Source organism: Halomonas sp. DP8Y7-1, from assembly GCF_019801685.1.
In the GTDB taxonomy this organism is placed as follows: domain Bacteria; phylum Pseudomonadota; class Gammaproteobacteria; order Pseudomonadales; family Halomonadaceae; genus Halomonas; species Halomonas litopenaei_A.
On sequence record NZ_JAHVIN010000010.1, the window covers coordinates 110,845 to 123,995 of the forward strand.

The 13,151-nt window shown below is 62.7% G+C and carries 9 protein-coding genes; 5 read left to right on the forward strand and 4 right to left on the reverse strand.

Annotation, left to right across the window (positions count from 1 at the left end):
- Positions 1 to 39: 39 nt before the first annotated feature.
- Positions 40 to 873, reverse strand: coding sequence for a pyruvate, water dikinase regulatory protein (locus KUV41_RS13480; RefSeq protein ID WP_206938193.1), 834 nt, complete (start codon positions 871 to 873; stop codon positions 40 to 42).
- A gap of 418 nt (positions 874 to 1,291) precedes the next feature.
- On the opposite strand from KUV41_RS13480, the gene ppsA reads away from it, so the two are divergent.
- The 3 genes from ppsA to ggt all read left to right on the forward strand — a co-directional run bounded on the left by ppsA (position 1,292) and on the right by ggt (position 6,391).
- Positions 1,292 to 3,664: a phosphoenolpyruvate synthase gene (ppsA, locus tag KUV41_RS13485; protein WP_222486562.1), complete on the forward strand. Its 2,373-nt coding sequence runs from the start codon at positions 1,292 to 1,294 to the stop codon at positions 3,662 to 3,664.
- Positions 3,665 to 3,924: 260 nt separating this feature from the next.
- Complete coding sequence (locus KUV41_RS13490) at positions 3,925 to 4,431, forward strand: hypothetical protein (RefSeq protein ID WP_222486515.1); 507 nt, start codon at positions 3,925 to 3,927, stop codon at positions 4,429 to 4,431.
- A gap of 184 nt (positions 4,432 to 4,615) precedes the next feature.
- Entirely contained in the window at positions 4,616 to 6,391 is a 1,776-nt protein-coding gene (ggt, locus tag KUV41_RS13495) for a gamma-glutamyltransferase (RefSeq protein ID WP_222486563.1), read from the forward strand.
- A gap of 121 nt (positions 6,392 to 6,512) precedes the next feature.
- On the opposite strand, the gene KUV41_RS13500 is transcribed toward ggt, so the two are convergent.
- The 3 genes from KUV41_RS13500 to acnB form a co-directional block, all read right to left on the reverse strand.
- Positions 6,513 to 8,384 (reverse strand): glycerophosphodiester phosphodiesterase family protein, encoded by a 1,872-nt coding sequence (locus KUV41_RS13500; protein WP_222486516.1) that lies wholly within the window; start codon positions 8,382 to 8,384, stop codon positions 6,513 to 6,515.
- Positions 8,385 to 8,523: 139 nt separating this feature from the next.
- On the reverse strand, positions 8,524 to 9,009 hold the full coding sequence (gene rraA / locus KUV41_RS13505) for a ribonuclease E activity regulator RraA (RefSeq protein ID WP_206938199.1): 486 nt from the start codon (positions 9,007 to 9,009) through the stop codon (positions 8,524 to 8,526).
- Positions 9,010 to 9,181: 172 nt separating this feature from the next.
- Entirely contained in the window at positions 9,182 to 11,785 is a 2,604-nt protein-coding gene (acnB, locus tag KUV41_RS13510; protein ID WP_206938202.1) for a bifunctional aconitate hydratase 2/2-methylisocitrate dehydratase, read from the reverse strand.
- Between the two features lie 202 nt (positions 11,786 to 11,987).
- On the opposite strand from acnB, the gene KUV41_RS13515 reads away from it, so the two are divergent.
- Together KUV41_RS13515 and KUV41_RS13520 are read left to right on the forward strand one after the other, a co-directional pair.
- Entirely contained in the window at positions 11,988 to 12,470 is a 483-nt protein-coding gene (locus KUV41_RS13515; protein WP_224852017.1) for a DUF1289 domain-containing protein, read from the forward strand.
- A gap of 26 nt (positions 12,471 to 12,496) precedes the next feature.
- The gene (locus KUV41_RS13520) at positions 12,497 to 13,129 is read left to right on the forward strand and encodes a tRNA-(ms[2]io[6]A)-hydroxylase (protein ID WP_206938204.1); all 633 of its coding nucleotides are present in this window, start codon (positions 12,497 to 12,499) and stop codon (positions 13,127 to 13,129) included.
- Positions 13,130 to 13,151: the final 22 nt, after the last annotated feature.

Genomic DNA, 13,151 nt, shown 5'->3' on the forward strand with positions numbered 1-13,151 from the left:
CGGGGACTCGGAGCACTTGCCCCGATGTCCTGAGCGCGATCAGCGAGGGGAAAAGCGGCGGTTGATGCCGGTTTCCGCAATCATGCGCGTCGAAATCTCTTCCACGGAAAAGCGCGTGGCGTCGATGAACGGAATATGCAGCTGTCGGAACATGGCTTCAGCCTGAGCGACCTCCTGCATGCACTGGTCCATGCTGCTGTAGCGGCTATTGGGCCTTCGTTCGTGGCGAATCGCTGCCAGTCGCCTGGGATCGATGGTCAGGCCAAATAGCTTGTGGCGTTGCTTGGCCAGCACGGCCGGCAGTTTCAGGGTGCCGCTGTCGTCCTGGTCGTCTTCGGTCAGCGGGTAGTTGGCGGCACGAACGCCGAACTGCAGTGCCAGGTAGAGCGACGTTGGGGTCTTGCCGCAGCGCGACACGCCGACCAGGATCACGTCCGCCTGGTCGTATTGATGGGTGCGCGCGCCGTCATCATTGTCGAGGGCGAAGTGCACCGAGTGAATGCGGTCCATGTAGACGTCATCGCTGGAAATGGCGTGAGTGCGCCCCACGCTGTAGGACGAATGTGTTTCCAGTTCCTTTTCCAGCGGCTCCAGAAAGGTCGAGAAGATATCGACCTTGAACCCCGGCGCCTGACGAATCACAGCGCGAATCTTTTCGTCGACGATAGTGTCGATGATGATCGGCTGCACGCCGTCCCTCACCGCGGTGGCTTCGATGATCCCGACCAGCGAGCGCGCCTTCTCGATAGTGTCGATATAAGGCTTGGTCAACTTGCGTATCTCGACGTTCTCGAACTGGGCCAGCAGGCTGCGTCCAAGACTTTCGGCGGTGATGCCGGTGCCGTCGGAAATGAAGAAAGCGGTACGGGTCATGGCGGATACCTTGTAAAGAGTGCTGGCATTGTCCGCTGCATGGCGGGGACAGACAAGTTGTGCGCGTTCGAAGTAAAATTAGCCAGGATTGGCCTCCCTGACTACAAGCAGATCAATCGGCTGTGCTGGCCCAATGATGGGCCGAGACCGTCGGCCCCCAGGTTAGGTGAGGGAAGGGCCGGCGGGATATCAGTCGGACGCCGCCATGACCCTGATGGAGGCGTTGCGTAGTGGCACGCCGATGCCCCTGAAGGTGTCCAGACTACAGAAAGCTGGCTTTTTCCCCCGGTGTTGTAAAAATCCTCCAGTGACTTCGCTCTTAGACCAATGGCGAATATGGTGGGGCGCTGATAGAGTCGCCAGCATCCAGTCATGACGGCGTGTCATGGACGAGTTCGTCGACATCCAAGGGGGTCACGTGGACAAGTACATTCTGTGGTTTGATCAGTTGGGCATGAACGACGTCGAGCGCGTTGGCGGCAAGAACGCTTCTCTCGGCGAGATGATTTCCAATCTGGCGGGGGCGGGGGTCACGGTGCCCGGCGGTTTCGCTACTACCGCTGATGCCTATCGCGAGTTTCTCTCCCACGAGGGGCTCAATGATCGAATCAATCAGGAACTTGCACGCCTGGACGTCGATGACGTCAATGCCCTGGCCGAGGCCGGAGGTAAGATTCGTCAGTGGGTGATCGATACACCCCTGCCGCCCGCCTTCGAAGCGGCGCTGCGCGAGGCCTACGAGCAGATGCTGGGCAAGCATCCGAACCTGAAGGTGGCCGTGCGCAGCTCTGCAACGGCGGAAGACTTGCCTGACGCTTCCTTCGCTGGCCAGCAGGAAACCTTCCTCAACATTGAAGGCTACGACAATATCAAGCGTGCGGTGCACGAGGTGTTTGCGTCGCTGTTCAATGACCGCGCCATCTCCTACCGCGTGCATCGTGGCTATGCCCACGAGAACGTGGCGTTGTCCGCCGGGGTGCAGAAGATGGTGCGCTCCGAAACCGGCGCCAGTGGTGTCATGTTCACCCTGGACACAGAGTCCGGCTTCCGCGACGCGGTATTTGTCACCTCTTCCTGGGGCCTGGGGGAGACCGTGGTACAAGGCGCGGTGAACCCCGATGAGTTCTACGTGCACAAGCACACCCTGGCGGCAGGGCGTCCTGCAGTGCTGCGCCGCAACCTGGGATCGAAGCTGATCAAGATGATCTACACCGGAGACGCCAGCGCGGGTAAGTCAGTCGAGACAGTGGACGTGCCCCTGTCCGACCGCGGTCGCTTCAGCATCAACGATGAACAGGTCATGGCACTGGCGCGCCAGGCGATGACTATCGAACAGCACTATGGCCGCCCGATGGATATCGAGTGGGCGCTGGATGGCGACGACAACCAGCTGTACATCGTGCAGGCGCGTCCTGAAACCGTGGTGTCTCAGCAGGAAGGCGGCTCGCTGGAGCGCTTCCAGCTGAAAGAGAAGGGGCGCACCCTGGTCACCGGCCGTGCCATTGGTCAGCGCATTGGCCGTGGTGCGGTCAAGGTGATCCTGAGCCCGGACGAGATGGATAAGGTCAACAGCGGCGACGTGCTGGTGACGGACATGACCGACCCGGACTGGGAGCCGATCATGAAGCGTGCCTCGGCCATCGTCACCAATCGCGGTGGACGTACCTGTCACGCGGCGATCATTGCCCGTGAGCTGGGCATCCCCGCGGTGGTTGGCTGTGGTGATGCCACTGAGGTACTGCGTGATGGTCGCGAAGTGACCGTATCCTGCGCCGAGGGTGATACCGGCCATGTCTACGACGGCCTGCTGGAATTCGATCGTAACGTGACCAGCGTCGACGCCATGCCCGACATTCCGTTCAAGATCATGATGAACGTGGGCAACCCGGATCGTGCCTTCAGCTTCTCTACGCTGCCCAACGCGGGCGTTGGCCTGGCGCGCCTGGAGTTCATCATCAATCGGATGATCGGTGTGCACCCCAAGGCCCTGCTGGAGTACGACACCCTGCCGGGTGAGCTGCAACAGACCATTGACCTGCGTATTGCCGGCTACGATGATCCCGTCAGCTTCTATGTCGACAAGCTGGTAGAGGGTATCTCGACCCTGGCCGCCGCTTTCTACCCCGAGCGTGTCATCGTGCGCATGTCGGACTTCAAGTCCAACGAGTACGAGAACCTGATCGGCGGCAAGCTGTACGAGCCCGGCGAAGAGAACCCGATGCTCGGCTTCCGCGGCGCGTCGCGCTATATCTCCGAGACCTTCCGGCCGTGCTTCGAGCTCGAGTGCCGTGCCATGAAGCGGGTGCGCGACGAGATGGGACTCGACAACGTCGAGCTGATGATTCCCTTCGTTCGCACCACCGAGGAAGCCAGCGAAGTGGTTGACCTGCTGGCGGCCAACGGCCTCAAGCGCGGCGACAACGGGCTCAAGGTCATCATGATGTGCGAGCTGCCTGCCAACGCCCTGCTGGCGGACGAGTTCCTCGAGTACTTCGATGGCTTCTCTATTGGCTCCAACGACCTGACCCAGCTGACGCTAGGTCTCGATCGCGACTCCGGCATTGTGGCGCACCTCTTCGATGAGCGTAATCCCGCCGTCAAGAAGCTGCTGGCCATGGCGATTCAGGCCTGCAAGGCCAAGGGCAAGTACGTGGGCATCTGTGGCCAGGGGCCGTCGGATCATCCGGAGCTGGCCAAGTGGTTGATGGAGCAGGGTATCGACTCCGTGTCCCTGAACCCGGACGCTGTACTGGAAACCTGGTTCATGCTGGCGGGCGAAACCATCGGCTAGACTAGCAGCGTCCTCTATTGAGGGCGTGTGACGAGAACTTCCGACGAAAGCGTCTGTAAGCACCCTCCGTATTCACGCCGCGGCCATGGCCGCGGCGTGTTACGTTGGTTCGGGGTGCATGACATCGCCGTATCAGGTGTAGTGGCCGATGATGCCGCGACGAGCGGCGCGTGCCGAGCAGGCAGCAAAGTGGCCTCCAGGGCTCCCCAAGGGCCATGAGAATTGGCACCATACAGGCAGTTTGTTGATAGGACGTTGTAATGGCATATCTGTTGGTCATGGGGAGCGTGCTGCTGTCCATCGGGGTGTGCCTGGGATGGATGTGCTGGTCGCTTGGGCGCTGGCTGCTGGCGGGTATCCTGCCTGAGCGGACCCCGGCGGCGAAAAAACCGACACCCAAGGCGCGCAGCAAGCGGGCTCCGGCGAGTCGCGCCAAGAAGGGGGGCAGCGACAAGGCCGCTGCGGCCAAGGCGACCACCTCTGCACCAAAGACACCGCGACCCAAGCGCGAGCCCACCCCGCCCTGGTCATTGACCAAGGCGCTTGCGCGTGTGCGCTCGGCGCTGCCGTTGGGCCTGCTGATGGCGTTGGTGTTTGGGGTGGTGCGCCTGGCGGAAAAAGGCATGGCCGAGCGCGCCGAGGATGTACCGCAGGGGTACCATCAGTTGGTTTCCACCCTTGGCGGGTTGACGCTGGTGATGCTGGCCTTGGCGCTTATCTGCGCGTTTTGCCGCTTGCGCATCCGGCGCCACGAGAAGCGAGCATGAGCGTGCGGTATCGTAGGCTGCGATAAACTATGCTGAAGCAGCAACTATGCATCAGCACACCTATGCATAAACACACCTATGCATAAACACATAAGGCAACTTTGATTTCGTCACAAAAGGAGCGGTGATGAGAGCGACGTTCTTGCGTCGGCCTGACGGCCTGGCCACGGCAGTGGCCTGGGTAATGGCAAGCAGTCTCCTGGCATCGGCAGTGGAAGCCGCGCCAGCGTTTGACTATACCCGTCCGGCCATTTCCCCAGAGGAGGGCTCCGGTTACGAGGAAAAGCCGGGTTGGGCGACCGAGCGGTTTGCGGTGGCAGCGGCCAACCCGCTGGCGACGGATGCCGGCTATCAGGTATTGAAGGCAGGTGGCAACGCCATCGACGCGGCGGTCGCCGTACAGATGGTGCTGACGCTGGTCGAGCCTCAGTCCAGTGGGATTGGCGGTGGCGCCTTCCTGATGCTGCATGACGGCGAGAAGGTCCACGCCTTCGATGGCCGAGAGAAGGCTCCGTTAGGGGCCGACGAGGCGCTGTTTCTGGATGCAGACGGCGAGCCGATCGAGTTCATGACCGCCGTGGAAAGTGGCCGCTCCGTCGGTGTGCCCGGCACCGTGCGCATGCTCGAGCTGGCCCACGACGAACATGGCAAGCTGCCATGGGCGTCCCTGTTCGTGCCCGCCATCACCCTGGCAACCGAGGGCTTCGAGGTCAGTCCACGCCTCCACCAGAGTCTGGCCGCCACGCCATCGCTAGCGGAAGACGATGTCGCGGGTGCCTACTTCTTCGATGACGAAGGGCAGCCTGTGGCGGTCGGCACCCGGCTACGCAATCCGGCGCTGGCGGCGATTCTGACCAAGATCAGCGAGGAGGGGAGCACAGCTCTGCATACCGGTGAGATTGCCGAGGATCTGGTGTCCAGGGTACAGAATCATCCGGACATGCCGGGCACCCTGAGTCTCGAGGACATGGCCGGCTACGCGGCCGTGGAGCGGGACGCACTGTGTACCCCTTGGCGGCAGTGGGAGGTCTGCGGTTTTCCGCCTCCTTCCTCGGGGCATCTGACGATGATGCAGATCCTGGGCATCATGGAGGCCAGGCCCGAGATCGAGACCGCGCTGAATGAGGGGGTGCCCACCGTGGACTGGCTGCACCCGTTCCTTGAGGCGTCGCGTCTGGCCTTTGCCGATCGCGCCCGCTTCATCGGTGACAGCGACTTTGTCGAGGCCCCTGGCGGTACCTGGAGCTCGCTGGTAGCGCCGGAGTATCTGGCCAAGCGGGCCGAGTTGATCGAAGAGCAGAGCATGGGTAGCGGTGCGGCGCGGCCGGGCAACCCAGGGGCGATGAAGACAGCCTACGCGTCGCAGCCTCATCAGCCTGAGTATGGCACCAGTCACATCAGCATCATTGATGGTGACGGACAGGCGGTCGCCATGACCGCGAGTATCGAGCAGGCGTTTGGCTCGCGCATCATGGCCAATGGAGGGTCGGACCTGGACGGCGGCTACCTGCTCAACAATGAGCTGACCGACTTTTCCTTTACGCCTACCGATGAGCAAGGCACGCCCATTGCCAACCGGGTCGAGGCGGGCAAGCGGCCCAGGTCCAGCATGAGTCCGACGCTGGTGTTCGACCAGCAGACGGGTGACCTGGTGGCCAGCCTCGGGTCGCCGGGGGGCGCGGCCATCATCCACTACACCGCCCAGACGCTGGACGCCATGCTGGTGCGTGGGCTCGACGCCCAGCAGGCGCTTAATCTGCCCCATGCCATCACGCTGGGTGACGCTGTCTATCTGGAGGAAGGGCGTTTTCCCGAGGCCACCGTGCGTGATCTGCAAGGTATGGGACACGAGGTGGAGACCCGTGAGCTGACCAGCGGCTTGCAGGCACTGGAGGTCACCGAAGAGGGTCTGTTCGGTGGCGCTGACCCCCGTCGAGAAGGCGTTGTCATGGGCGACTGAGGTGATGGCTGGCTGAGCCTTGGCAGCGCCAGCTGGGCTTTGGCTGGCACTGCCACTTGGCTTCTGGCGGGCTACGCCACTTGGCCTGTGGCTGGCAGTGCCATGTCTCCGCCGCCGGAGCTCAGCTCTCCAGCCAGTGGCGTAGCTTGGTCAGCATCAGTTCCGCATCGCTCATGGCCTGGCGCTCGCGCAGCAGCGCCGTCAGCAGGTCAGGTCGGTCGGTAATGATACCGTCGACCCCCAGGTCGATCAGGCGAGCCATGCGCGCTGGGTCATTGACGGTCCAGGCGTATAGCGGCTTGTCGCTCACGTGGGCCCGGCGCAGCTGGTCGTCGTCAATCTGCGTATGGCGAAGCCCGAGCCCATCGAAATGGCGATAGGGCAGGCTTCCGGGCAATGCCCACTCCGCCAGCAGCAGGCTGCGTGCATCGGGCGCAAGCTGATTGATGCGCTGAACCTGGCGATAGGACAGCGATGCCAGCCAGCTGGTCTGCAGCAGCTGCGGGTCGCCGCAGACGAGCCGGTCGAGTTTGTCCGTGGCATCGTGACGACATGCCAGCCGCTGCTGCCGCTCGTTCTGCAGGTCGCCTAGCACAGCCTCGATCAGCGCTTCTTCCTGGCCCCGCTCAGGCTTGAGCTCTATCAACAGCCTAGCGCGTCCTCGCACCTCCTCAAGGACTCGATCGAGCCTGGCCAGGGGCTCTCCGGCATAGGCATGCGCGAAGCTTGCGCCGATGTCCAGCCTGGCAAGCTCGCTCCAGTCGAGATCACCGATGCGTCGGTCATCACCGGCCAGGCGCAGCAGGGTGGCATCGTGACTCAGTACCACGGTGCCGTCGCCGGCCAGCCTGACATCAATCTCGATCACATCAGCGCCGTCGTCCATGGCGCGACGAATCGCCGACATGGAGTTTTCCGGCGCGACCATGGAGGCGCCCCGGTGGGCGATCACGTCGACCTGTTCGCGGATATCCTGTCGCTCGACCATCAACCATGCCTGAGACAGGGCAAACAGCACGATGCCTACCTCGATACCCCATGCCCAACGACCCGGGTGGGCATCGGCAGGAGGTGGGGCGGGACGGGGCAGGCGATGGGCACGCCGCAGGTAAAGGCAGGTCGCCAGCAACGCATTGACGACGATGATGGCGAAAGCGACGCCCAGGGTCAGCAGCGTGGCCGAGGTCACCACCGCCAGCATGGTCGGTATGACCACTGCGCCGATATCCGGCAGATTGGCGATCAGGGGGCCGACCCAGGCACTGAATACCAGTGAGACCGCAGAAGGCAGGGCCAGCAGGATGGTCAGCATGCTGAAGATGACCAGTGCCAGGCCGCCTTGGCGTTTGACCGTCAGAGCGTGGCTGCGACGCAACGCGGCAAAGGGCTTGAGGCCCTCCAGCACGAGGCTTGGCAAGGCAAGCCACCAGCGAATGTACAGCCTGCCTGCAAGCGCCAGCCACAGTCCTACCATCGGCAGCAAGGTAGAGAGATAGAGCCAGAAAGCCGGTGGTCGCACGTGACGGACGTAGTAGGCGTCCAGGCCGCTGAGCAGACTGTCATGCACCAGGTGGGCACAGGCCAGCAGGATGGCCACGCCGCTTAAGTGAACGGCCACCTGCAGGCACGCCAGTGTGGCCAGTGCCGGCAGCCGATGCAGGCTCTGCCATAGCGCCACCAGTGCCTGACGCGCATGGGAGCCCTGGCGTTCGACCGCCACCAGCATCATGCCGGCCTGCTGCAGGTACAGCAGTGTCAGCAGGCCGGCGGCAAAGGCAAAGACCCAGGTGAAGCCCAGAGGTGACAGCAACAGCGCGACGGCGTCGGCAGTGGTCACCAGTGGTCGACCGACCTGTTCCAGCCAGATGGCCAGCAGCCAACCCAGTGTGGGCAACAGCAGGGCGGAGGCGAACAGGGTGAACAGCAGATGGTAGGCCAGCAGCGGGCGCAGGTGGTCGCTAAGGCTGGTAAAGACATCCCGGGCAAGCGTCATTGAGGGTCGTCTGCCGTTGGACGGTGCATGTATGGCGTGCCGAGGCTATGGTCGATGGTGCTGGACCACAGCCCTGGATGGGTCACAGGAGGCTGGGCAGCCGCGGTGGGGGGAAGCGTCGCGACGATCGCGGAACACCTCACTCCAGAGCGAGACGCTCTTCAGCCACCAGGATGCCGTTGTTGTCGGCGTAGACCCATTGGCCGGGGGTAAAGCTGACCCCAGCGAAGGTGACCGGCACATCGCGCTGCCCTTCACCACGCTTCTCGCTCTTGCGTGGGTGGGCGCCGAGCGCCTGAATGCCTAGATCCGTCTCGGCAAGGATGTCCACGTCGCGCACGCAGCCGTACATGATGACGCCGGCCCAGCCATTGCCTGCCGCCTGTTCTGCCAGCATGTCGCCGAGCATCGCGCAGCGGGTCGAGCCGCCGGCATCCACGACCAGCACCGCGCCGTCGCCAGGTTCGGCGACCGCCTGCTTGACCAGGGAGTTGTCCTCGAAGCACTTGACCGTGCGAACCGGGCCGGCAAACGCTTCTTGACCGCCGTAGTTGACGAAGATCGGGTCACATACGGCCACTTCAGGAAAGGCATCACAGATATCTGGGGTGACAATCTGGCTCATGGGGGCATCTCCGTTGCTGTTCATCGCATGATGCCATAGATGCGGGGGTTATCCAGCCCCGGGGCGCTGCGTGACATCGTGACATTCGCGAGGCGCCCAACGAAAAAGCGCCCGGACGTTGACGTCCGGGCGCTTCATTGCTGACAGGCGGCGTGCCTGATCAGGGCGTAACTCAGGCCTCCTGGGCGACCGGAATCACGTTCGAGGCGGCTTTCTGATATTCCTCGATTTCATGGAAGTTCATGTAGCGGTAGATTTCACCGGCCATGGCATCGAACTCACCCATGTAGCGACGGTACTCGTCGACGCTCGGCAAGCGGCCTTCCACCGCCGCCACCGCCGCCAGTTCGGCGGAGGCCAGGAAGACGTCGGCGCCGTCGCCCAGGCGGTTGGGGAAGTTACGGGTGGAGGTGGACACCACCGTGCTCTTGGCGGCAACACGCGCCTGGTTACCCATGCACAGCGAGCAGCCGGGCATTTCCATACGGGCGCCAGCGCGGCCATAGATGCCGTAGTAGCCTTCCTCGGTCAGCTGGTGCTGGTCCATCTTGGTCGGCGGAGCGAGCCACAGCTTGGTCTTCAGGCTGCCTGCGGGCTGCTTCTCGAGCAGCTTGCCGGCGGCACGGAAGTGACCAATGTTGGTCATGCACGAACCGATGAACACTTCATCGATGCTCTGGCCAGCCACTTCGGACAGCAGGCGCGCATCGTCCGGGTCGTTGGGGGCACACAGCACCGGCTCCTTGAGCTGCTCAAGGTCGATCTCGATGACCTCGGCGTACTCGGCGTCGGCGTCGGCGCGCATCAGGCTCGGGTTGGCCAGCCACTCTTCCATGGCCAGGATACGGCGCTCGATGGTGCGCTTGTCGCCGTAGCCGTTGGCAATCATCCACTTGAGCAGAGTGATGTTCGACTTCAGGTACTCGCTGACCGAATCCTCGGACAGGGTGATGGTGCAGCCTGCAGCGGAGCGCTCGGCACTGGCGTCGGACAGCTCGAAGGCCTGCTCGACGGTAAGCTCCTCGAGGCCTTCGATTTCCAGCACGCGGCCAGAGAAGGCGTTCTTCTTGCCGGACTTCTCGACGGTCAGCAGGCCCTGCTGGATCGCGTAGTAAGGGATCGCGTGGACCAGGTCACGCAGGGTCACGCCGGGCTGGCGCTTGCCCTTGAAGCGAACCAGAATCGACTCCGGCATGTCCAGCGGCATGACGCCGGTGGCGGCGGCAAAGGCGACCAGACCAGAACCCGCGGGGAACGAGATACCCATCGGGAAACGGGTGTGGGAGTCGCCGCCGGTGCCGACAGTGTCCGGCAGCAGCATGCGGTTCAACCAGGAGTGGATGATGCCGTCGCCGGGACGCAGGGAGACGCCGCCACGGTTCATGATGAAGTCGGGCAGGGTGTGGTGAGTTTCCACGTCTACCGGCTTGGGATAGGCACTGGTGTGACAGAATGACTGCATCACCAGGTCGGCCTGGAAGCCGAGGCAGGCCAGGTCCTTGAGCTCGTCACGGGTCATCGGCCCGGTGGTGTCCTGGGAGCCAACGGTGGTCATCTTCGGCTCGCAGTACATGCCCGGACGCACGCCGTCCATGCCGCAGGCCTTGCCGACCATCTTCTGGGCCAGGGTGAAGCCCTTGCCGGTGTCCTTGGGCTGCTCGGGCAGGCGGAAGACGTCCGACTGATCCAGGCCCAGCGCCTTGCGCGCGTTGTCGGTGAGTCCGCGACCAATGATCAGCGGAATACGGCCGCCAGCGCGCACTTCGTCGAGAATTACCTGAGTCTTCAGCTCGAAGGTGGAGATGACTTCGTCGGTGTCGTGACGGCAGACCTTGCCTTCATAGGGGTAGACGTCGATGACATCACCCATCTCCATCTTGGAGACGTCCATTTCGACGGGCAGGGCGCCGGCATCTTCCATGGTGTTGAAGAAGATGGGAGCAATCTTGCCGCCGAAGCAGAAGCCACCAGCGCGCTTGTTGGGCACGTTGGGAATGTCGTCACCAAAGAACCACAGCACGGAGTTGGTGGCGGACTTGCGCGAGGAGCCGGTACCGACGACATCGCCGACGTAAGCGACCGGGAAGCCCTTGGCCTTGACCGCTTCGATCTGGGCCATCGGGCCTTTGGTACCGGGGACTTCCGGCTCGATGCCTTCACGCTCGTTCTTGAGCATGGCATTGGCGTGCAGCGGAATGTCCGGGCGTGACCAGGCGTCCGGAGCCGGCGACAGGTCGTCGGTGTTGGTCTCGCCGGGCACCTTGAACACTGCCAGGGTGATCTTGTCGGCCAGGGCGGGCTTGGACAGGAACCACTCGGCATCGGCCCAGGACTGCATGACGTCCTTGGCGACGTCGTTGCCGGCCTTGGCGCGGTCAGCGACGTCGTGGAAGGCATCGAACATCAGCAGAGTGTGCTTGAGCTGCTCACCCGCTTCCTTGGCCAGCTCTGGGTTGTCGAGCAGTTCCACCAGGGTGGCGATGTTATAGCCGCCCTGCATGGTGCCCAGCAGCTTGACCGCATGGACCTTGTCGATGAGCGGAGACGTTGCCTCGCCCTTGGTAATGGCGGTCAGGAAGCCGGCCTTGACGTAGGCCGCTTCATCGACGCCGGGAGGCACGCGATTGGTCAGCAGATCGAGGACCGCTTCTTCTTCGCCGGCGGGCGGCGCCTTCAGCAGTTCGACCAGTTCGGCGACCTGCTCGGCATTCAGCGGCTTGGCAGGGATGCCTTCCTGGGCACGCTCTTCGACATGTTGGCGATAGGCTTCAAGCACGTGGGGGCCCTCATTGGTTTATGGTGGTCACGCTCCGGCGGACTGAGCCGAGCGTGAGGGACACGCTGTCAACGGTGGCCGGGATTCTAGAATAAACTGTCGACAATGTTAAGCGAGCCCCCCATAACGGCCTTTGAACTTTGGTCGCCGAGGGCATCGCCGAGCCAGTTCAGGGGTGTGTCTCGGCGGTGCAGGCGTTACCATGTCGCCGATTCAAGAGACGGGAACAGGCGGTGCATCAATGACGGGAGCAGTGCTGTCTCCTTGCGTCGGGCTATGTTCCACCACGCTGGGGGATGACGTTTGTCGAGGCTGTCAGCGCCATCGCGACGAAATTCGCGACTGGTTTGCCATGCCCGCAGAGGAACGTCAGCGGCGCATGAACGAACTCGATGCCTTGCGCCAGCAGCAAGCGTCGGTGCTGATCGACGTATTCGATGAAGCCCGGCTCGAGCAGCAGATGCGTCGACATCGCATCCGTTTTCGTGCGTCACAGCCGGCGTTGTCCCGCGCCGTCGAGCTGTTACGCGTCGGTCGAGAGCGCATTGGCGTGCTCGACGCCTATGGCCTCAGTCCACGCCCCGGCGCGCCTGCGTCGGCGGCCGAGTTGTACGCAGCGCTGAGCGACGCCTTGAATGGCGCCGCCGCTTCCCGTCGTCAGCGCGATTCCCAGGCAGGTCGCTGACCTGCCCACTACTGGATGTTTTCTGCATGAACAGTCCTGTCAGCACCGAGCATGACGCCTCCTTGCCTGTCGAACTTCTCGAGTTTCTGCCCTGTGAGACGCCTGCATCATGGGTTCAATGGGCCCTCGATAACGAAACCCTGCTATTGATCGATCACGCTCAATGCGAGAAGAAGGCGGCCTCGACCGCCATGAGCCTGATGTACCGTTATGTCGATCACACCGATCTGCTGACCAAGATGTCGCAGCTGGCGCGGGAGGAACTCCTGCACTTCGAGCAGGTGGTCAAGATCATGAAGACGAGAGGCATTGAATACCGTCATCTCAGTGCTTCGCGCTACGCTGAGGGGCTCAGAGAACTGGTCAGAAAAGATGAGCCTGATAGGCTTGTAGATATACTGATCGTGGGTGCCTTGATCGAAGCGCGCAGCTGTGAACGGTTCGCAAGACTGATTCCGCATCTTGATGAGGAGCTTGCCAAGTTCTACCGAGGTCTGGTTAAGTCGGAGGGACGTCACTTCGAGGATTACATCAGTCTGGCCCGCCAGCTGACCGACGCGCCGATAGAAACGCGTATTGCGGAGTTCAAGGCCCGCGAAGAGCAACTAGTGACGACCCCGGACGTCGCCTTTCGTTTTCACAGCGGTGTACCGGCCTGACGCCGAGTGCATCGCCACGCAG